Below are 19,542 nucleotides of genomic sequence, written 5' to 3'. Positions count from 1 at the left end.
AAATATCTGTCGCTTAAGCGTGATCTTCCTGAGCTTCTGTAATGATGGCGTAGAGCTCTTCATCGCTCTGTGCCGCACGCAAACGGCGGCAGACGGTTTTATCCGCCAGGCGTTTTGCCACCAGCGACAGGGTGTGCAGATGGGTTTTGCACTGGTCTGCGGGCACCAGCAGGGCAAACAGCAGGTCAACCGGCTGGTTATCGACGGCGTCAAAGGCGATGGGCTGGTCGAGGCTGATAAACACGCCAACGGCGCGCAGAGTGTCCTCTTCCAGTTTGCCATGCGGAATGGCGATGCCGTTGCCAATACCGGTACTGCCCATGCGTTCACGGGTCAGGATTGCTTCAAAAAGCGTCTGGTGCGGCAGATTGAGCTGCTTAGCGGCCAGTTCGCTGATGATCTCCAGCGCACGCTTTTTACTCTGGCAGTGTACGCCGCTTCGGGTGCAGTCCAGTGAAAGGACCGCGCTCAATTCCAGTGTCAGATCGTTGTTCATCATCGTTTCACTTGCGTGTTCACATAGCCGTAAGGCACGTACCGGGACACCGCGAACGGGCAGGGCAGGTGACCTGCAGGCGCTTGCGCAGATGACAAAACGGGGCGGTGACCCGCCCCATTTCTCGTCTGAGTGCTGAACCCGTCAGCACTCTGCAAGCGTGAAGGTTAGTGTTTTTTCAGTTTGTCTTTGTGTTTGGTCAGCTGACGGGCCAGCTTGTCAATCAGCCCGTCGATGGCCGCGTACATGTCTTCCGCTTCCGATGTGGCGTGCAGCTCCCCGCCGTTGACGTGCAGCGTTGCTTCCGCAATCTGCGTCACCTTCTCCACTTTCAGAACAATATAAACCTGATTGATACGATCAAAATAGTGTTCCAGTTTGGCAAACTTGTTATTTACAAATTCGCGCAGTGGGTCGGTTATCTCAACATTCAGTCCGGTAAGGTTTAGCTGCATAGGTCTTCCTTCTTGATTCGGTCACACCAGCTGCTTGCGCTGGTTTGATGGCGGTATAGATAAAGACTCGCGATATTTAGCAACCGTACGTCGCGCCACCATGATGCCCTGTTCAGATAACATGGAGGTCAGTTTGCTGTCGCTCAAGGGTTTTGCGGGATTTTCCGCGGAGATTAATTTTTTCACCAGCGCACGGATCGCCGTCGACGACGCTTCGCCACCGCCTTCGGTGCTGACGTGGCTGGAGAAAAAATACTTCAGTTCAAAGATGCCACGCGGGCTGTGCAAATACTTCTGCGTGGTAACGCGGGAAATGGTGGATTCATGCATATCCACGGCCTGAGCGATATCCGCCAGCACCATCGGACGCATAAACTCCTCACCCTGTTCAAAAAACGCCTGCTGCTGCTCGACAATACAGCGCGTCACCTTCAGCAGCGTGTCGTTGCGGCTCTCCAGGCTCTTAATCAGCCAGCGGGCTTCCTGTAAATTGCTGCGAATAAACTGGCTGTCACTGTCATTACGCGCGGAACCGCCCATCGCGGCGTAATGCTGATTGATTTTCAGGCGTGGCAGGCTGTCGGCGTTCAGTTCAACCGTCCAGCGCGTGCCAACCTTGCGCACCAGCACATCGGGAATCACGTATTCGGGTTCGCTGGTATTGATTGACTGACCGGGACGCGGATCGAGTGACTGAATCAGCAGCATCGCTTCCTTCAGCACTTCCTCTTTCAGCCGCGTCACGCGCATCAGGCTGCGGAAATCGTGGTTAGCCAGCAGGTCGAGGTGCTCGCTGACGATCAGCCGTGCTTCGTTCAGCATTGGCATATCGGCCGCATACTGCGACAGCTGCACCAGCAGGCAATCACGCAGATCGCGCGCGCCGACGCCCACCGGATCGAAACGCTGTACGCGCTTCAGCACCGCTTCCACCTCTTCCAGCGTCAGTTCTTCGTCACCAATACTGTCACAAATGTCCTGTACGCTGACGGTGAGATAGCCGGTATCGTCAATCGCATCGACGATAGAAGTGGCGATGGCGCGGTCGGTGTCGGTGAACGGCGTCAGCTCCACCTGCCACATCAGATAGTCCTGCAGCGACTGGGTGGTTTCACCCTGATATACCGGCAGCTCGTCGTCCTGATAATCGGTGCCGGTGCCGGAAGGCGTGCCGGCCGTGTAGATTTCATCCCAGGTGGCGTCGAGCGGCAGCTCTTCTGGCATCTCTTTCTGTTCGAGTGCCTCACGGGTATCTAACGCCTCGTTCTCCTGAAACTCGCGGGCGTCGACTTCGTCGTGCAGATCGGTTTGTTCAAGCAGCGGATTGCTTTCCAGCGCCAGTTGCAGTTCCTGCTGGAGTTCAAGCGTAGAGAGTTGCAGCAAGCGGATTGCCTGCTGCAACTGGGGGGTCATCGCCAGCTGTTGGCTGAGCCTGAGTTGCAAACCTTGCTTCATAATCCGGCTAGAATTTCCTAAGCAAATGTCGGGTATGCCAACACCTTATCAGAGTCTGAACTCTTCGCCCAAATAAACCCGCTTAACCTGCTCATCTGCAAGAATTTCATCTGGCGTGCCGTGGGCAATCAGATGGCCCTGGCTGACGATATATGCGCGTTCACACACCGCGAGCGTCTCGCGCACGTTGTGGTCGGTGATCAGCACGCCGAGGCCGCTGTCACGCAGGTGTTCGATGATCTTTTTGATATCGATAACCGAGATGGGGTCAACGCCGGCAAAAGGTTCATCCAGCAGGATAAACTTTGGATTGGCGGCCAGCGCGCGGGCAATCTCGACGCGACGACGTTCACCACCGGACAGCGCCTGGCCCATGCTGTCGCGCAGATGGCCGATGTGAAACTCGTCCATCAGCTCATTGGCGCGATCCTGACGCTGCTCTTCCGTCAGATCGTCACGCACCTGCAGCACCGCCATCAGGTTGTCGTAGACGCTCAGACGACGGAAGATCGACGCTTCCTGCGGCAGATAGCCGATGCCGCGGCGCGCACGCGCATGCAGTGGCAGAATACTGATATCTTCTTCATCGATGATAATGCGGCCGGCATCGCGCGGCACAATGCCCACCACCATGTAGAAGGTGGTGGTTTTCCCGGCACCGTTGGGGCCCAGCAGACCGACAATTTCGCCGGATTTCACCTGCAGGCTGACATCTTCTACCACGCGACGGCCTTTGTAGGCTTTCGCCAGATTTTCAGCGACTAATGTGGCCATAGCGATCAGTTACTCTTTTTGGGGCTCGCAGACGAACCGTTTTTATCCTGCAGCTGCGACGGCACCAGTACGGTGGTCACGCGCTTGCTCTGGCCCTGACTGTAGGCCTGCATTTTCTGCTCTTTCACCAGATAGGTAATGCGATCGCCTTTGATGTTGCTGTCCTGTTGCTCAATAAAGGCGTTGCCGGTCAGCTCGACGAAATCGTTAGCCAGTTCATAGTGCAGTTTGGCGGCGTGGCCCTGTACCGGTTTGCCGTTGTCCTGCATCTGGTAGAAGGTCGCCGGGTTGCCGTAGGCATCGACGATGGTTTTGTTGCTGTCGCCACCCGGACGCGTCACCACCACTTTATCGGCGGTGATTTTGATGGTGCCCTGGGTCACGATGACGTTGCCGGTAAAGGTGGCGACGTTGCCCTGCAGATCGAGCGCCTGGTTTACCGAGTCGATGTTGACGGGCTTGTCCGAATCACCCGTTAACGCCAGCGCCGGCAGGCTGGTCGCCAGCAGCGCACTCACCAGCAGCAACGTAAGGCTATTTTTGTTCATTTTGAATTTCATAGGAGGTTTTGACCTTTTCAAGCAGCTCGGCATTCTTTGTCCGTAGGTTGCCGCGCATCTTCATGCCAGTGGAGTTAAAACTACGGCCAAATAGGGTGACCTGATCGTCAGACGTCACATCCTGGCTGACCAGATTAACCTGAGCATTATCCGTGATGATGCGCTCAAGCTGGGAATCCTGCGTCAATGTGTGTACTTCAACGTGGCCGTAAAGATACAGCATACGATCTTTCGTCAGCTTTGCCTTGTCGGCACGAACCGACCACGTCGGCACTTTGTTTTCGTCGTACGTGGTCATCACCGGATTATCGAACCAGCTCACTTCCTCAGCCGAAAAGTAGGTCACTTTATCCGAGACCAGCTTATAGGCCAGCGCACCGGTCGGGTTATACACCACGGTGCTGGAGTTGGCGCTGGTGTAAGTCGGCGCCTGATCGTTGGTCGCCACCGGCGTGGCGGTATCGTCCTGGTTGGTGAGATTCCAGCCGATCAGCACCAGGGCGATCAGCGCCAGAATCAGCGTTATCCAACGCCTGCTTTTACTCATACTGATTGCCCTTTGGCATCCTCAAATTTGTTCTGCGCCAGCAAAATCAGGTCGCAAAGCTCACGAACCGCACCGCGACCGCCAGCAATGCGCGTCACGTAATGCGCGCGCGGCAGCAACACCGGATGCGCATCAGCGACCGCCACACTCAGGCCAGCCTGCGCCATCACCGGCCAGTCGATCAGGTCGTCGCCAATATACGCGACCTGTTCCGCCGATAATGACAGTTTATCCAGGAGTTCGCGCCAGGCCAAAAGCTTATCCGACTGTCCCTGGTAAAGATGCGTAATGCCGAGCGTTTGACAGCGATCTTCCAGCAGCTTAGCGCGGCGGCCGGTAATAATAGCGACTTCGATGTCTGAGGTCAGCAGGCAGCGCACGCCATAACCATCGCGCACGTTAAAAGCCTTCAGCTCTTCACCGCTGTTGCCCATGTAAATCAGGCCGTCGGACATCACGCCGTCGACATCGCAAATCAGCAGGCGGATGTTGGCCGCCCGCGCCATCACGTCGGCGCTCACCGGCCCGTAGCAGGTGTCGACCATCGTGGTTTCAGCACTCATCATTATTTCCCGTTCAGACCACGCCAGCGCGCAGCATGTCATGCATATGTATCACACCGAGCAGGAGATCGTCATCGGCCACCAGCAGCGCAGTAATGTTTTTGTTTTGCATCAGATTAAGCGCGTCCACCGCCAGCATGTTCGGACGCACACGAATCCCGCCGCGCGTCATGACATCCTGGATACGGGCCGACTGGAAATCGATGCCCATATCGAAGATGCGGCGCAGGTCACCATCCGTGAAAATTCCTTCGATTTTCATCAGGTCGTCGACAATCACCGTCAGACCGAGGTTTTTGCGCGTAATTTCCAGCAGCGCGTCGCGCAGCGAGGCATCGCGGGTGACGTGAGGAATTTCATCGCCGCTGTGCATGATGTCGCTGACGTGCAGCAGCAGTTTGCGCCCCAGCGCGCCACCCGGGTGCGACAGCGCGAAATCTTCCTGGGTGAAGCCGCGCGCTTCCAGCAGTGCCACCGCCAGCGCATCGCCCATCACCAGCGTGGCGGTGGTGCTGGAGGTCGGTGCCAGCCCGAGCGGGCACGCTTCCTGCGGCACTTTTACGCACAAATGCACATCGGCAGCCCGGCCCATGGCGCTCTCCGGACGGCTGGTCAGGCAAATCAGCTGCACTTTCTGCCGCTTGAGCACCGGAATCAGCGCGAGGATTTCGCCCGACTCGCCGCTGTTGGAGATGGCGATCACCACATCGTTGGTGCTGACCATACCGAGATCGCCGTGGCTGGCTTCCCCGGGGTGAACGAAGAAGGCTGGCGTGCCGGTGCTGGCGAAGGTCGCGGCCATCTTCTTGCCGATATGGCCGGATTTGCCCATGCCCATCACCACCACTTTGCCGCGACAGGCAAAGATCATTTCGCAGGCGCGGCTGAAGTCGGCGTTAATATACTGGTCGAGCTGCTCCAGCCCTTCGCGTTCAATGCGCAGTACCGCTTTACCTGCCTGCTGGAAGTCGAAATCCGGTTGCTGATGTGACATGGTCAGTCGTCCTTAATAGCTTGTGATAAGCGTGGGGCTGAGCCACAGCCACAGTACCCACACGATAAATCCACCTAACAGCAGCGTGCCCGCCACGCGGCCAATACGGCGCTTGCGCAGCAGGCACAGCAGGGCGAACAGCACGCTGACGCCCAGCATAATCCAGTAATCCCGTGCAAAGGCGTGCGCATCGATCGCGCCGGGATGCACCAGCGCCGGCAGACCCAGTACAATCGCCAGATTAAAGATATTGGCGCCAATCAGGTTGCCGATGGCGATATCGTCTTCGCCTTTCAGCGCGCCGGCCAGCACCGTGGCCAGTTCCGGCAGGCTGGTACCCACGGCAATCAGCGTCAGTCCCATCACCAGTTCGCTGACGCCAAAGTAGTCGGCAAACACCGTGGCGTTGTCGATCACCATGCGCGTCGACATTGGCAGAATAATCAGCGCTACCGCCAGCCAGAGAAACGCCACGGTATTGCCGCTTTCGTCGCGCGGCAGCTCCGCCAGTTGTTCACGCGTCAGGGTGTCATTATTATCGCGCTCGGCCCGGCGGGCGATGCGGATCACCACCAGCAGGTAACCCAGCGCCAGCAGCAGCAGCGCTACGCCATCCAGCCGGCTGAGCTGGTTATCAAACAGCATGATACCGCTGAGCAGTGAGACCAGCAGCAGCAGGGGGAGTTCGCGGCGAATCAGATTGGAGTGTACGGTTAACGGGTGCAGCAGCGCGGCGCCACCCAGAATCAGCAGAATATTGGTGATGTTCGAGCCCAGCGCGGTGCCCACCGCTAAATCCATCTGACCGTGCTGCGCGGCCGAAAACGAGACGATCAGTTCCGGCAGTGAAGTGCCAATGCTTACCACCGTCATGCCAATGATCAACGGGGGAATGCCGAGGGATCGACACAGGATCGCGGCGCTGAACACCAGACGGTCAGCACCGTAAGCCAGTAAAATCAATCCGATAAACAGCAGGGCAGTGGCTACGAACATGAAAAATCCTTGATGGATAACGGTGCCGGCAAACCTTGTCCGACAGGTAAAAGCAGTGCGCGTGCGGAAACAGGCGCTGATTTTGACTGTCTGAGAGGCAAAAGTAAATTTTAAGGCCGTTTTCGCCACACCGGACGGGTAAGTTTCTGTAAAACTATCGTGCATTGTGGTTTACCAGGCTACCATCCACCACGTTAATTACGCCCGATCCGTAAAAAGAGGTAACGATGATCCAGCAGCAAACGAATCTGGTTGAGGTTCGTGGCGTCAGTTTTACGCGCGGCAATCGCACCATCTTCGATGACATTTCGCTCACCGTTCCGGCAGGCAAAGTCACGGCGATTATGGGTCCTTCCGGCATCGGTAAAACGACACTGCTGCGCCTGATTGGCGGGCAGCTGCAGCCGGACAAAGGGGAGATCTGGTTCCGTGACCAGAATATCCCGACGCTGTCGCGCCGCAAGCTGTATGACGTGCGTAAAAAAATGAGCATGCTGTTCCAGTCCGGCGCGCTGTTCACCGATCTCAATGTGTACGAAAATGTGGCGTGGCCGCTGCGCGAGCACACCCGGCTGCCTGCGGAATTGCTGCACAGTACGGTGATGATGAAGCTGGAAGCGGTAGGGCTGCGCGGCGCAGCGCAGCTGATGCCGGCAGAACTCTCCGGCGGCATGGCGCGGCGGGCGGCGCTGGCACGTGCGATTGCGCTGGAGCCGGACCTGATCATGTTCGATGAACCCTTTGTCGGCCAGGATCCGATCACCATGGGCGTGCTGGTCAAGCTGATCGATGAGCTCAACCATTCGCTGGGCGTCACCTGCATTGTGGTTTCACACGATGTGCCGGAGGTCTTGAGCATTGCCGATCATGCCTATATTGTTGCCGGGCAAAAGATTATTGCGCAGGGCAGTGCGCCGCAGCTGCGGGAGAATCCCGATCCGCGCGTGCGCCAGTTTATCGAGGGTCATGCGGATGGCCCGGTGCCGTTCCGCTTTGCCGCCGGGGATTACCTCAGCGATCTGACCCGCACAGGGAGAAGCTAAACTGATGTTGTTACAGGCACTGGCGTCAATCGGACGTCAGGGAATTAACACCTGTGCGGCCTTTGGCCGGGCGGGCTTGATGCTCTTCCATGCGCTGGTGGGTAAACCGGCGTTTCGCAGACACGCGCCGCTGCTGGTGAAACAGCTGTACAGCGTGGGCGTGCTGTCGTTGCTGATTATCGTGGTTTCCGGCCTGTTTATCGGTATGGTGCTGGGGCTGCAGGGCTATCTGGTGCTCACCACTTACAGCGCAGAAACCAGCCTTGGCATGCTGGTGGCGCTGTCGCTGCTGCGCGAACTGGGGCCGGTGGTCACTGCGCTGCTGTTTGCCGGGCGTGCCGGTTCCGCGCTGACCGCGGAAATTGGCCTGATGAAAGCCACCGAGCAGCTCTCCAGCATGGAAATGATGGCGGTCGATCCGCTCCGTCGCGTGGTTTCGCCGCGCTTCTGGGCCGGCTTTATCAGTATGCCGCTGCTGGCGCTGATCTTTACTGCCGTGGGCATTGCCGGTGGGGCGCTGGTCGGCGTGGCCTGGAAAGGCATCGACCCGGGTTTTTTCTGGTCAGCGATGCAGAGCGCGGTAGATTTTCGGACCGATGTGATCAACTGCCTGATCAAGAGCGCGGTGTTTGCCATCACGGTGACCTGGATCGCGCTGTTCAATGGATATGACGCCATTCCGACTTCGGAAGGGATCAGTCGCGCGACGACGCGTACCGTAGTCCATGCCTCACTGGCGGTGCTTGGACTGGATTTTGTGCTGACGGCACTGATGTTTGGGAATTAATGCAATGCAAAGCAAGAAAAACGAAATCTGGGTTGGCGTGTTTATGCTGGCTGCGCTGGTGGCGCTGCTGTTCCTCAGCCTGCGCGTCGCCGATCTCAAATCGCTGGGTACCGAGCCAACGTGGAAGCTGTACGCCACCTTCGATAATATCGGCGGCCTGAAAATCAGCTCGCCGGTGAAAATCGGCGGCGTGGTGATTGGCCGCGTGACCGATATTTCACTGGATGATAAAACGCTGTCGCCGCGCGTCACCATGGACATCAGCGAGCAGTATGCCAATAAAATTCCTGACACCAGTTCGCTGGCGATTCGCACCCAGGGCCTGCTGGGTGAGCAGTTCCTCGCGCTCAACTTAGGTTTTGACGATCCGGAGCTCGGCTCGGCGATGCTGAAAGATGGCGGCACGCTGCGTGATACCAAATCGGCGCTGGTGCTGGAAGACCTGATTGGTCAGTTCCTCTACAAGAGCGGCGACAACAAGGACAATGAGAAATCGTCGGGCGGCGCCAGCGCGAGCGCCCCGGCAGCACCTGCTACAACGGAATAACCCAGAGAGGTACAACACGATGTTAAAACGTTTCCTGATGGTGGCCCTGCTGGCCATTGCGCCGCTGGCGGCAAACGCAGCAGACGCTGACCAGAGCAATCCGTACAAGATGATGAACGAAGCGGCGGAGAAAACCTTTACCCGCCTGAAGAACGAACAGCCGAAAATTAAGCAGGATCCGAATTACCTGCGCCAAATCGTACGCCAGGAACTGCTGCCGTATGTGCAGATCAAGTATGCCGGTGCGCTGGTGCTGGGGCGTTATTACCGCGAAGCCACGCCGGCGCAGCGTGATGCCTATTTTGCCGCGTTCGGTGACTACCTGGCGCAGGCGTATGGCCAGGCGCTGGCGCTGTACCACGGCCAGACTTACCAGATTCAGCCTGAGCAGCCGATTGGCGATGCCAACATCGTGGCGATTCGCGTCACCATCATCGATCCTAACGGTCGTCCGCCGGTGCGCCTTGATTTCCAGTGGCGCAAGAACAGCCAGACCGGCCACTGGCAGGCTTATGACATGATCGCCGAAGGCATCAGTATGATCACCACCAAGCAGAACGAGTGGAGCGATCTGCTGCGCACCAAAGGCATCGACGGCCTGACCGCGCAGCTGAAAACCTATGCGGCGCAGCCTATTACTCTGGACAAGCAGCAATAATGAGCGAACCGTTACGCTGGCAGCGCACTGCCAGCACGCTGGCCCTGAGCGGCAAACTGGACCGCGATACGCTGCTGGCGCTGTGGCAGGCGCGTGACAGCGCCATGGCCGGCATCACCACGATCGATGTTGCCGCGCTGGACCGGGTTGATTCTGCCGGGCTGGCGCTGCTGGTGCATCTGCGCGAAATCGCGCGGGCGCAGGGCACAACGCCCCTTTTCAGCGGCATCACCGATAAGCTCGACTCGTTAATCAAGCTGTACAACCTGCAGCAGATTATTGTTTCTGCGGAACAAATCGCCTGATTAGCGGCGCAGCTGACTAAGCCCCTGATTTTTTCAGGGGCTTTTGCGTATTTAAGAGTCAGGCGCTTTCCTCTAAGATATCCGCCTTATTATTATCAAGTGAAGCAATGAGCGATGGAAAATAGTGAAGTTCAGGCCGTGCTGATGCAGGCGCTGCCGTTAGAAGAAGTACATGTCCTCAGCAACGATGGCAGCCATTTCCAGGTTATTGCCGTAGGCGAAATGTTTGGCGAGCTGAGCCGCGTAAAGAAACAGCAGGCTGTGTACGCGCCGCTGATGGAATACATTGCGGATAACCGTATTCATGCGGTGTCCATCAAGACTTATACCCCAGCCGAGTGGGCGCGCGACCGTAAACTCAACGGTTTCTAAGCGCCGCACAGGCTGTTTTGTTGATAGATAATTGAGAGCCGTGTTAATGGACAAATTTCGTGTGCAAGGCCCCACCCGTTTAAGCGGTGAAGTGACCATTTCCGGGGCAAAGAATGCTGCGCTGCCGATTCTGTTTGCTGCGCTGCTGGCTGAAGAGCCGGTAGAGATTCAGAACGTGCCGAAGCTGCGTGATATCGATACCACCATGAAGCTGCTGAGCCTGCTCGGTGCGCGCGTTGAACGCAATGGTTCGGTCCACGTTGATGCGCGCGAAGTTAATGTCTTCAGTGCGCCGTACGATCTGGTGAAAACCATGCGTGCCTCTATCTGGGCGCTGGGTCCGCTGGTGGCGCGTTTTGGTCAGGGGCAGGTTTCCCTGCCGGGCGGCTGTGCGATTGGTGCGCGTCCGGTCGATCTGCACATTACTGGCCTGGAACAGCTGGGTGCCGAGATCAAGCTGGAAGAGGGTTACGTCAAGGCATCGGTGGACGGTCGTCTGAAGGGTGCGCACATTGTGATGGATAAGGTCAGCGTGGGCGCGACCGTGACCATCATGAGCGCCGCAACGCTGGCGACGGGCACCACCATCATTGAAAACGCGGCGCGTGAGCCGGAGATTGTCGACACGGCAAACTTCCTTAACACGCTGGGCGCAAAAATCAGCGGCGCCGGCACCGACAAAATCACCATCGAAGGCGTTGAGCGCCTCGGCGGCGGTGTGTATCGCGTGCTGCCGGACCGTATCGAAACCGGTACCTTCCTCGTTGCCGGCGCCATCTCGCGCGGCAAAGTGGTGTGCCGCAACGCGCAGCCAGACACGCTGGACGCGGTACTGGCGAAACTGCGTGACGCGGGTGCGGAGATTGAAGTGGGCGAAGACTGGGTCAGCCTGGATATGCACGGCAAGCGCCCGAAAGCGGTGAACATCCGTACCGCACCGCACCCGGGTTTCCCGACCGACATGCAGGCACAGTTCACGCTGCTCAACCTGGTGGCCGAAGGCACCGGTGTGATTACTGAGACCATCTTCGAAAACCGCTTCATGCACATTCCGGAGCTGATCCGTATGGGTGCGCATGCCGAGATCGAAAGTAACACCGCTATCTGTCATGGCGTCGAGACGTTATCTGGCGCACAGGTGATGGCGACCGATTTACGCGCGTCGGCCAGTCTGGTGCTGGCAGGTTGCATCGCGGAAGGTGCCACGCTGGTGGATCGTATTTATCATATCGATCGTGGCTACGAGCACATCGAGGATAAGCTGAAAGCGTTAGGTGCCAACATCGAGCGCGTCAGCGGCGAATAATCTGTTGCCCTGAGGGCGACAATAAAAACCAGTCACGATCGCGTGGCTGGTTTTTTTTTGCGTTATCCTCGTGTGGCGATCTTTTTCAGATCCTGCGGCGATCGGATGCGCTTTTTACGATCCAGCAGGCGCTGCGTGACCGGATCAAAATAGCGGCTGGGCCAGATCTCGGAAGGATGGACTTTCAGCGCCGTGGCGATCAGCCATTCACCTTTGGGCCACGGGCGCGACAGCGCGTTGGCCAGCGTCGATGAACTGAGACCAGATTGACGTGACAGGGCGGCCAGTGATGTACCGCGTTTGCGCAGGGCAGCAATGATATCTGCCGGATGCCAGTCCTCTCTCCTTGCATGCATAACTCTCTTCTCCGTGTCCGTGTGAGTGCTCCATCTCTGGCGCGTTGTCGCTCTCCTGCGCAGAGATAACTGGAAAAATCCGGATTTTTATAGCAAATAATTTCCATATGTTTCCAGTAATTGTTTCACCTGTGCACGAAACTGCGCAGTTTTTCGCAAAAATGCTGCAATGGGATGTAATCAGACGGGCAGAGCGGGGGAGAAAGAAAAACGGGACCGTGCGGTCCCGTGATGGGTCAGAAATCGCGCTGTACTGACATATGCGCCAGCGCTTCCAGCGCGCTGCGCCATGGCGTTTCCGGCAGCGCCTGCAGCGCGGCAATGGCTTTATCCGCCTCTTCTTCGGCGCGTTTACGCGTCCACTCCAGCGAACCGGTTTGCTGCATAGCCGCCAGCACCGGCTCCAGCAGATGGCGGCCATTGCCTTCTTCGATGGCTTTGCGGATCATCTGCGCCTGCTCCGGCGTGCCGTTGTGCATTGCGTGCAGCAGCGGCAGCGTCGGTTTACCTTCGCTCAGGTCATCGCCGGTGTTTTTGCCCAGCGTCTGACCATCGGCGCTGTAATCCAGCAGATCGTCGATCAGCTGGAACGCCGTACCGAGATAGCGGCCATAATCCTGCAACGCTTTCTCCTGCGCCGGCGAGGCTTCAGCAAGGATCGCCGACGCCTGTGAAGCGGCTTCAAACAGGCGCGCCGTTTTGCTGTAGATCACCCGCATGTAGCTCTCTTCGGTGATGTCCGGATCGTTGCAGTTCATCAGCTGCAGCACTTCGCCTTCGGCGATCACGTTCACCGCTTCGGACATCAGCGCCAGGATCTTCAGCGATCCCATGCTGGTCATCATCTGGAAAGCGCGGGTGTAAATAAAGTCCCCGACCAGCACGCTGGCCGCATTGCCGAACGCGGCGTTGGCCGTCGCTTTGCCACGGCGCATATCGGATTCATCCACCACATCATCGTGCAGCAGCGTCGCCGTGTGGATAAATTCGATCAGCGCCGCATTGGTTACATGCAGCGATCCCTGATAATTCAGCGCGCGTGCTGACAGCACCGCGATCATCGGGCGGATGCGTTTGCCTCCTCCGCTGATGATGTAATAGCCCAACTGGTTAATCAGTGAGACTTCTGAATTCAGCTGGTCGAGGATGGTCTGGTTGACGGCCGCCATGTCCTGCGCGGTTAATTCGTTAATCTGTTCTAAGTTCATTCGTCTGTTCAGCTTTGACTCGTTTTTTGCATGGTAAGCGCTTTTACCCAGCGTGAGTTCAGGTAATCTGTTACTGATTGTACTTGAAAAATCGGGTTGAGAAACGTTTGCATTCGTCCTGCGCTTTTTTTCTGCAAGAGAGTGCAAAGTGCACTTGTCTTCTGCTGGAGTTTTGCGTAGAATTCGCGCCCTATTGTGAATATTTATCGCGCCGCCTGATGAACAGAAAGGCATGCGCAGAAGCGGAGTTTTATATGTACGCGGTTTTCCAAAGTGGTGGTAAACAACACCGAGTAAGCGAAGGTCAGACCGTTCGCCTGGAAAAGCTGGACATCGCAACCGGTGAAACCATCGAGTTCGACCAGGTTCTGATGATTGCAAATGGCGAAGACGTGAAAATCGGCGCGCCACTGGTTTCAGGCGGTGTGATCAAGGCAGAAGTTGTTGCTCACGGTCGTGGCGAGAAAATTAAAATCGTTAAGTTTCGTCGTCGTAAACACTACCGTAAGCAAGCTGGTCACCGTCAGTGGTTCACTGATGTGAAAATCACTGTGATCAGCGCGTAAGAGGAGATCTGACAAATGGCACATAAAAAGGCTGGTGGCTCGACTCGTAACGGTCGCGACTCCAATGCAAAACGTCTGGGTGTTAAGCGTTTCGGTGGTGAATCTGTTCTGGCAGGTAGCATCATCGTTCGTCAGCGTGGCACCAAATTCCACGCTGGTAACAACGTAGGTTGTGGTCGTGACCACACCCTGTTTGCTACCGCAGACGGCAAAGTTAAATTCGAAGTTAAAGGTCCTAACAACCGTAAATACATCAGCATCGTTGCTGAGTAAGGTTGTTGTGCCGCAGACGATTAACGTCTGAACACACGAATGGAAGGCCCCGCAGCTTTGCGGGGCTTTTTACATTCTGCCGCAGGTTACGGCAATCACGCTGACCTTGCGCCTCAGTTTGCTGTACACTTTATGTACACATGGCTTTGCCAATCCTGTATTATCCGCCGCCGGTCAGCGCAGAAGACCCTGGCGGACCCGTTTGTCGCCCGCAGCGTGGCGCAAACGACAGTGTGACGGAGATAAAAAATGAAGTTTGTTGATGAAGCGACGATCCTGGTGGTCGCGGGTGATGGTGGCAACGGTTGCGTCAGCTTCCGCCGCGAGAAGTACATTCCCAAAGGGGGACCGGACGGCGGTGACGGTGGTGACGGCGGTGATGTTTATCTGCTGGCGGATGAAAACCTCAACACCCTGATCGATTATCGTTTCGAAAAATCTTTCCGCGCCGAACGCGGCCAGAATGGCCAGAGCCGTGACTGTACCGGTAAACGCGGTAAAGACATCATTGTTAAAGTGCCGGTGGGTACGCGCGTGATCGATCAGGGCACGGGCGAAACGCTGGGCGACATGACGCGCCATGAGCAGAAGCTGATGGTAGCGAAAGGCGGCTGGCACGGTCTGGGCAACACCCGCTTCAAATCGTCAGTGAACCGTACGCCGCGACAGAAAACCATGGGCACGCCGGGCGAGAAGCGCGACCTGCAGCTGGAACTGATGCTGCTGGCTGACGTGGGGATGCTGGGTCTGCCTAACGCCGGTAAATCGACCTTTATCCGTGCGGTATCAGCGGCGAAGCCAAAAGTGGCGGATTATCCGTTCACCACCTTAGTGCCGAGCCTCGGCGTGGTGCGTATGGACAGCGAAAAGAGCTTCGTGGTCGCCGACATTCCCGGCCTGATTGAAGGCGCAGCGGAAGGCGCGGGCCTCGGAATTCGCTTCCTCAAGCATCTGGAGCGCTGTCGTGTGCTGCTGCACCTCATCGACATCGCGCCAATCGACGAATCCGATCCGGTGGAAAACGCCCGCATCATTCTCGGCGAGCTGGAAAAATACAGCGACAAGCTGTACCAGAAACCGCGCTGGCTGGTGTTCAACAAAACTGACCTGCTGAGCCGCGAAGAGGCGGAAAGCCGCGCCAAAGCCATTGCCGAAGCGCTGGGCTGGGATGAGAAATATTATCTGATCTCCGCCGCCAGCCGTGACGGCGTCAATGAGCTGTGCTGGGACGTGATGAGCTTCATCATTGCGAATCCGAAAGAAGCGGAAGAAGAAGCGAAGCAGCCAGAGAAAGTGGCCTTCATGTGGGATGATTACCACCGTGAAGCGCTGGAAAATGCGCAGGAAGTGGAAGAAGACGAAGACTGGGATGACGACTGGGATGATGAAGACGACGAAGGCGTCGAAATCATTTACCAGCGTTAATTGCAGCGAAAAAAAGCGGCCAGATGGCCGCTTTTTTTATTGCTGTTTAGCGCAGAGCACCAGCCCGCACCATCATCCCTCTCCCTGTGGGAGAGGCCAGTGTGAGGGTATCAGCCCGCACCATCATTCCCTCTCCCCGTGGGAGAGGGCAGGGTGAGGGCATCAGGCCGCAGAGGAACCAAACCTACCCCAGCACCGCCACCGTCAGCCTTGAACTGCAACACAGCTGATCGCGACCATTGCGTATCTCAATCTGCCAGCTCTGATTGCGCGCCCCGAGATGCAGCGGACGACAAACACCGCGTACCTCGCCGCTGCTCACCGCCCGATGATGGCTGGCGCTGACCTCAATGCCCACCACGCTTTTACCCTCTTCCACGCTCAGGTAACCGGCAATGGAGCCCATCGACTCCGCCAGCACCACCGACGCGCCGCCGTGCAGCAGGCCAAACGGCTGCTGCGTGCGGCTGTCCACCGGCATGGTGGCCTCCAGATAATCGTCACCGATGGTGGTAAACACGATCCCCAGATGCGCCACCAGCGAGTTATCGCCCAGCTGATTGAGCGTGGCGAGATCCACTGTACGTTTCCAGATTGCCATGCCTCAGGCTCCCAGCGTTGCGCCGCCGTCCACCACAATATCCTGCAGCACCACGTGGCTGGCAAGATCCGACGCGAGGAACAGGATGTTGTTCACGATCTCCTGCGGCTGGGCGATCTTACGCAGCGGGATCCCCAGCTTGTACTGATCCGGGAAACCATTAATCATCTCCTGCTCGGCTTCCGGCGTATGCCACAGGCTGCGCTGCATATCGGTATCGGTCGATCCCGGTGAGACAATATTGCAGCGCACGCCATACGGTGCCATCTCCAGCCCGACCGTCTGACACAGGCTGCGCAGCGCCGCTTTGGAGGCGCCATAGGCCGACATGCCGAGGCGCGGGGCGTGCGCGGCGTTAGAGGCGATGGTGACAATCGCGCCAGCGCGCTGCTGGCGGAACACCGGCAGCGTCTGCTGGAACAGATTAAACGCGCCGCCGGCGTTGACGGCGAGGCACGCCTGCCAGTCGGCGAACGACAGCGCATCGGTGCTGCCGATGCGCAGAATGCCCGCGCCGTTCACCAGGATATCCAGCCGCGGCTGGCTGGCCAGCAGTGACTGGCAGCAATCGCGCACTGCGGCGCTGTCGGCGACATCCAGCTGGCAGGTGGCAAACGGATAGTCATCCTGGCCAAAGTGCAGATCAAAACCGGTCACCTGCGCACCGGCCTGATGGAACGCCAGTGCGGTGTGATAACCGATGCCCTTGCCGGCCCCGGTTACCCAGACAATTTTTCCGCTGAAATCAAAACAGGCGCTCATTGGGCTGGCACCCGCGACAGCAGCGCCCACCAGCCATCAATGCTGGGGTTTTTCGCCAGGCTGATGAAGTCGATATCGCTGTGCACCTGACGCCAGCGCGCCGCCAGCGCCATCACGCGCACCGAATCCAGTCCATAGTCGATCAGGTTTTCATCATCTTCCGGCACGTCATCATCTTCCAGCAGCGGCAGAATCAGCGCGCGCAGCGCGTCCTTGCTGTGCGGCAGCGGCATCAGATCGGCGGTCATCACCACTTTGCCACTGCGACCTGCGGTGTAGGTCAGCGCCATCATATGCTCATCACGCGAGAAGTCGGCCAGCGCATCGGCCACCATAAACGGCTGGATGTTACGCATGAAGGCATCGGTGGCAGTGGTCAGGCAGCCGATGTGGGCATACACGCCGGTGATGATCAGCTGATCGCGGCCCATCTCCTGCAGGATCGACTCCAGCGGCGAGCGCACGAACGCGCTGTAGCGCCATTTGGTCAGCACCTGATCGTCCTGATCCGGCGCCAGCGCATCGACGATCTTCTGCTGATCCGGATGTTTGTTCAGCCCTGGTCCCCACATATCATTCAGCAGCGCGCGATCTTCATCGCTCTGCTGGTTGGGCTGCGCGGTATAGAACACCGGAATGCCCTGCGCTTTGCAGTAAGCGCGCAGGCGGGCAATGTTCTCTACTACCTGATTGACCAGCGGGCTGTCTTCGCCCCAGAAGTTGAGGAAATAGGCCTGCATGTCGTGAATCAGCAGCGCCGCGCGCTGCGGCTCCAGCGTCCACTGCACTTTATTCGCCGGCAGCTCAGTGGCGGCGGGCAGCGCATAAGAAGTCAGTTTTGGAATAGCCATTACAATCTCCGGAAAAAATCAGGCTTGCGTCTGCTCGGCAAGCTGTTGGCGTAAACGTTTTTTATCCACTTTGCCCACCGGGGTCAGCGGCAGGGCGTCGACGCAGGTAATGCGGTCGGGAAGTTTGAATTCGGCAATGCCCAGCTCGCGCAGATGGCGGCGCAGCGCGACCGGCTTCACCGGCTGGCGCGCTACAATGAAGGCACAGCTCTTTTCACCCATCAGTTCGTCATGCATGGACACCAGCGCGGCGTGGATCACATCCGGGTGACGCAGCAGCAGGTTTTCGATCTCTTCTGCGGCGATCTTCTCGCCACCACGGTTGATCTGATCCTTTTCGCGTCCCTGCACGGTGATGTAACCCTGAGCGTTGATCTCAATCAGATCGCCCGAGCAGTAAAATCCATCTGCGTCGAAGCTGGCGGCATTGTGCTCCGGGCTGTTGTAGTAGCCCCGGAAGGTGTAAGGACCGCGCGTCATCAGGCGACCGATCTGGCCTGGCGGCAGCGGATTGCCATTCTCGTCGGCCACCCACACTTCGTCATCGTCCGAAATCGGGCGCCCCTGGGTAGTCAGAATGGTTTGCTGGTCATCGCCGAAACGCGTGTAGTTAACCAGCCCTTCCGCCATGCCAAACACCTGCTGCAGCTGGCAGCCGATTTCACGCTGAATGCGTGCGGCCAGCGTTTCGCCCAGTTTGGCCCCGCCGACCTGCATGCGCTGCAGCGACGCCAGCGCTGTGTTGCTGCCCCACTCCTGAATCGCCTGCAGCCACAGGCTGACCGCCGGCGGCACCAGGCCGGTATCGGTCACCTGGTGCTGCTCAATCAGCGGGAAGCAGAGCGTGGCGCTGGGATCCGCGGCGAGAATCACCTGGCCACCGGCATAAAACACGCCGAGCGAACCGGGGGAACTCATGGCGAAGTTATGCGGTGCGGGCAGGGCGATCAGATAGCGCGTGTCGGCGTTGATGTGGCAAATCTCGTCGCTGGCGCGGATGCTGTAGAAGTAGTCGTTGTGGGTGCGCGGAATCAGCTTCGGCGTGCCGGTGCTGCCGCCGGAGAGCTGAAAAAACGCCACTTCATCGGCGGCCGTCGGCGTCGCGACAAAATCGTCCGCCGCTTCATCCTGCAGCGACGCCAGCGTATTTTCCGCCTGCGCGTCGTTACGCAGGATCACCTGCTGCAGCGTGGGCTGCGCCTCGCACAGCGTGGCGATGAAATCGTCGCTGGCAAACAGCGCGTGCTGGCGATCGGCGATCAGCAGTTTCGGGGCAATCTGCTGCGCATAGGCCAGCAGCTCGGTGCGCTGATGGCTGAACAGCGCGTACACCGAAGCCACGCCCAGTTTGAACAGGGCAAACAGCGTGACGTAAAAATCCGCCACATTGCCAAGCTGCACCAGTGCGGTATCGCCGCGCTGCAAACCGCGCCGCTGCAGCGCCGCCGCCAGATTATCACTGCGCTGCGCCAGCTGGCGGTAGCTGAGCTGCAGCGTACCGTCGATCACGGCGATGGCGTCATTGTCACGATGTCGGTCGATGATGTCGGTCAGCGGCACGTCGATCCAGTAACCTTTTTCGCGGTAGCGCGCGGCCAGATGTGCCGGCCAGCGGCTGAAGGGAATGCTCATGCTTGTTCCT

General features: G+C 58.0%; 25 protein-coding genes. 10 read left to right on the top strand and 15 right to left on the bottom strand.

Going from position 1 to position 19,542, the window contains the following annotated elements; all coding sequences use genetic code 11:
* Positions 1–13 precede the first annotated feature (13 nt).
* The 9 genes from ptsN to MXF20_RS08605 all read right to left on the bottom strand — a co-directional run bounded on the left by ptsN (position 14) and on the right by MXF20_RS08605 (position 6,840).
* Positions 14–496: a PTS IIA-like nitrogen regulatory protein PtsN gene (ptsN, locus tag MXF20_RS08645; RefSeq protein WP_031279741.1), complete on the bottom strand. Its 483-nt coding sequence runs from the start codon at positions 494–496 to the stop codon at positions 14–16.
* A gap of 167 nt (positions 497–663) precedes the next feature.
* Positions 664–951 (bottom strand): ribosome hibernation promoting factor, encoded by a 288-nt coding sequence (gene hpf, locus MXF20_RS08640; RefSeq protein WP_010618250.1) that lies wholly within the window; start codon positions 949–951, stop codon positions 664–666.
* Positions 952–972: 21 nt separating this feature from the next.
* Positions 973–2,406, bottom strand: a complete 1,434-nt coding sequence (gene rpoN, locus MXF20_RS08635; protein ID WP_325968819.1) for an RNA polymerase factor sigma-54 — start codon at positions 2,404–2,406, stop codon at positions 973–975.
* A gap of 48 nt (positions 2,407–2,454) precedes the next feature.
* Positions 2,455–3,180: an LPS export ABC transporter ATP-binding protein gene (gene lptB / locus MXF20_RS08630; protein WP_010618248.1), complete on the bottom strand. Its 726-nt coding sequence runs from the start codon at positions 3,178–3,180 to the stop codon at positions 2,455–2,457.
* 5 nt (positions 3,181–3,185) lie between these two features.
* Complete coding sequence (lptA, locus tag MXF20_RS08625) at positions 3,186–3,740, bottom strand: lipopolysaccharide ABC transporter substrate-binding protein LptA (RefSeq protein ID WP_325968817.1); 555 nt, start codon at positions 3,738–3,740, stop codon at positions 3,186–3,188.
* A complete protein-coding gene (gene lptC, locus MXF20_RS08620) occupies positions 3,715–4,287 on the bottom strand; it encodes an LPS export ABC transporter periplasmic protein LptC (RefSeq protein WP_325968816.1) in 573 nt (190 codons plus the stop codon). The genes lptA and lptC overlap by 26 nt, the downstream gene beginning before the upstream one ends.
* Positions 4,284–4,850: a 3-deoxy-manno-octulosonate-8-phosphatase KdsC gene (kdsC, locus tag MXF20_RS08615; protein WP_325968979.1), complete on the bottom strand. Its 567-nt coding sequence runs from the start codon at positions 4,848–4,850 to the stop codon at positions 4,284–4,286. Before kdsC ends, lptC begins: the two co-directional genes overlap by 4 nt.
* Before the next feature lie 13 nt (positions 4,851–4,863).
* The gene (gene kdsD, locus MXF20_RS08610; RefSeq protein ID WP_325968813.1) at positions 4,864–5,844 is read right to left on the bottom strand and encodes an arabinose-5-phosphate isomerase KdsD; all 981 of its coding nucleotides are present in this window, start codon (positions 5,842–5,844) and stop codon (positions 4,864–4,866) included.
* A 12-nt stretch (positions 5,845–5,856) separates the two neighbouring features.
* Entirely contained in the window at positions 5,857–6,840 is a 984-nt protein-coding gene (locus tag MXF20_RS08605) for a calcium/sodium antiporter (protein ID WP_325968812.1), read from the bottom strand.
* 227 nt (positions 6,841–7,067) lie between these two features.
* On the opposite strand from MXF20_RS08605, the gene mlaF reads away from it, so the two are divergent.
* From mlaF to murA, 7 genes are all read left to right on the top strand, one after another.
* Positions 7,068–7,883: a phospholipid ABC transporter ATP-binding protein MlaF gene (gene mlaF, locus MXF20_RS08600; protein WP_325968811.1), complete on the top strand. Its 816-nt coding sequence runs from the start codon at positions 7,068–7,070 to the stop codon at positions 7,881–7,883.
* 4 nt (positions 7,884–7,887) lie between these two features.
* Entirely contained in the window at positions 7,888–8,670 is a 783-nt protein-coding gene (gene mlaE, locus MXF20_RS08595) for a lipid asymmetry maintenance ABC transporter permease subunit MlaE (RefSeq protein WP_325968810.1), read from the top strand.
* A 4-nt stretch (positions 8,671–8,674) separates the two neighbouring features.
* The gene (gene mlaD, locus MXF20_RS08590; RefSeq protein WP_325968808.1) at positions 8,675–9,217 is read left to right on the top strand and encodes an outer membrane lipid asymmetry maintenance protein MlaD; all 543 of its coding nucleotides are present in this window, start codon (positions 8,675–8,677) and stop codon (positions 9,215–9,217) included.
* Positions 9,218–9,236: 19 nt separating this feature from the next.
* Positions 9,237–9,875, top strand: a complete 639-nt coding sequence (mlaC, locus tag MXF20_RS08585) for a phospholipid-binding protein MlaC (RefSeq protein WP_325968807.1) — start codon at positions 9,237–9,239, stop codon at positions 9,873–9,875.
* Positions 9,875–10,180 carry a lipid asymmetry maintenance protein MlaB gene (gene mlaB, locus MXF20_RS08580; protein ID WP_021507732.1) on the top strand — a complete coding sequence of 102 codons (306 nt, stop codon included), beginning with the start codon at positions 9,875–9,877 and terminating at the stop codon, positions 10,178–10,180. The genes mlaC and mlaB overlap by 1 nt, the downstream gene beginning before the upstream one ends.
* 114 nt (positions 10,181–10,294) lie before the next feature.
* Positions 10,295–10,552, top strand: a complete 258-nt coding sequence (gene ibaG / locus MXF20_RS08575; protein WP_007886637.1) for a BolA family iron metabolism protein IbaG — start codon at positions 10,295–10,297, stop codon at positions 10,550–10,552.
* A gap of 46 nt (positions 10,553–10,598) precedes the next feature.
* Positions 10,599–11,858: a UDP-N-acetylglucosamine 1-carboxyvinyltransferase gene (murA, locus tag MXF20_RS08570; protein WP_021507731.1), complete on the top strand. Its 1,260-nt coding sequence runs from the start codon at positions 10,599–10,601 to the stop codon at positions 11,856–11,858.
* Positions 11,859–11,920: 62 nt separating this feature from the next.
* On the opposite strand, the gene MXF20_RS08565 is transcribed toward murA, so the two are convergent.
* Together MXF20_RS08565 and ispB are read right to left on the bottom strand one after the other, a co-directional pair.
* On the bottom strand, positions 11,921–12,214 hold the full coding sequence (locus MXF20_RS08565; RefSeq protein WP_325968805.1) for a helix-turn-helix transcriptional regulator: 294 nt from the start codon (positions 12,212–12,214) through the stop codon (positions 11,921–11,923).
* 236 nt (positions 12,215–12,450) lie between these two features.
* A complete protein-coding gene (gene ispB, locus MXF20_RS08560; RefSeq protein WP_325968804.1) occupies positions 12,451–13,422 on the bottom strand; it encodes an octaprenyl diphosphate synthase in 972 nt (323 codons plus the stop codon).
* Between the two features lie 254 nt (positions 13,423–13,676).
* Between ispB and rplU the strand changes: the two genes are divergently transcribed.
* From rplU to cgtA, 3 genes are all read left to right on the top strand, one after another.
* On the top strand, positions 13,677–13,988 hold the full coding sequence (gene rplU / locus MXF20_RS08555; protein WP_021507728.1) for a 50S ribosomal protein L21: 312 nt from the start codon (positions 13,677–13,679) through the stop codon (positions 13,986–13,988).
* A gap of 15 nt (positions 13,989–14,003) precedes the next feature.
* Complete coding sequence (gene rpmA, locus MXF20_RS08550; RefSeq protein ID WP_006121751.1) at positions 14,004–14,261, top strand: 50S ribosomal protein L27; 258 nt, start codon at positions 14,004–14,006, stop codon at positions 14,259–14,261.
* A 249-nt stretch (positions 14,262–14,510) separates the two neighbouring features.
* Positions 14,511–15,686 (top strand): Obg family GTPase CgtA, encoded by a 1,176-nt coding sequence (gene cgtA, locus MXF20_RS08545; RefSeq protein WP_325968803.1) that lies wholly within the window; start codon positions 14,511–14,513, stop codon positions 15,684–15,686.
* Positions 15,687–15,870: 184 nt separating this feature from the next.
* On the opposite strand, the gene MXF20_RS08540 is transcribed toward cgtA, so the two are convergent.
* Genes MXF20_RS08540 through MXF20_RS08525 form a run of 4 tightly spaced genes read right to left on the bottom strand, consistent with a single transcriptional unit; the run spans position 15,871 to position 19,532 of the window.
* Entirely contained in the window at positions 15,871–16,287 is a 417-nt protein-coding gene (locus tag MXF20_RS08540; protein ID WP_325968802.1) for a hotdog fold thioesterase, read from the bottom strand.
* Between the two features lie 3 nt (positions 16,288–16,290).
* Complete coding sequence (gene dhbA / locus MXF20_RS08535) at positions 16,291–17,049, bottom strand: 2,3-dihydro-2,3-dihydroxybenzoate dehydrogenase (protein WP_058759589.1); 759 nt, start codon at positions 17,047–17,049, stop codon at positions 16,291–16,293.
* Positions 17,046–17,900, bottom strand: a complete 855-nt coding sequence (locus tag MXF20_RS08530; RefSeq protein ID WP_325968800.1) for an isochorismatase family protein — start codon at positions 17,898–17,900, stop codon at positions 17,046–17,048. Before MXF20_RS08530 ends, dhbA begins: the two co-directional genes overlap by 4 nt.
* Positions 17,901–17,918: 18 nt before the next feature.
* The gene (locus MXF20_RS08525) at positions 17,919–19,532 is read right to left on the bottom strand and encodes a (2,3-dihydroxybenzoyl)adenylate synthase (protein ID WP_325968799.1); all 1,614 of its coding nucleotides are present in this window, start codon (positions 19,530–19,532) and stop codon (positions 17,919–17,921) included.
* Positions 19,533–19,542 lie beyond the last annotated feature (10 nt).

The organism is Pantoea dispersa (assembly GCF_035783935.1).
In the GTDB taxonomy this organism is placed as follows: Bacteria; Pseudomonadota; Gammaproteobacteria; order Enterobacterales; family Enterobacteriaceae; genus Pantoea; species Pantoea dispersa_C.
Note: the sequence above shows the minus strand (reverse complement) of the source record. Positions and strands in the feature narration are given on the sequence as shown.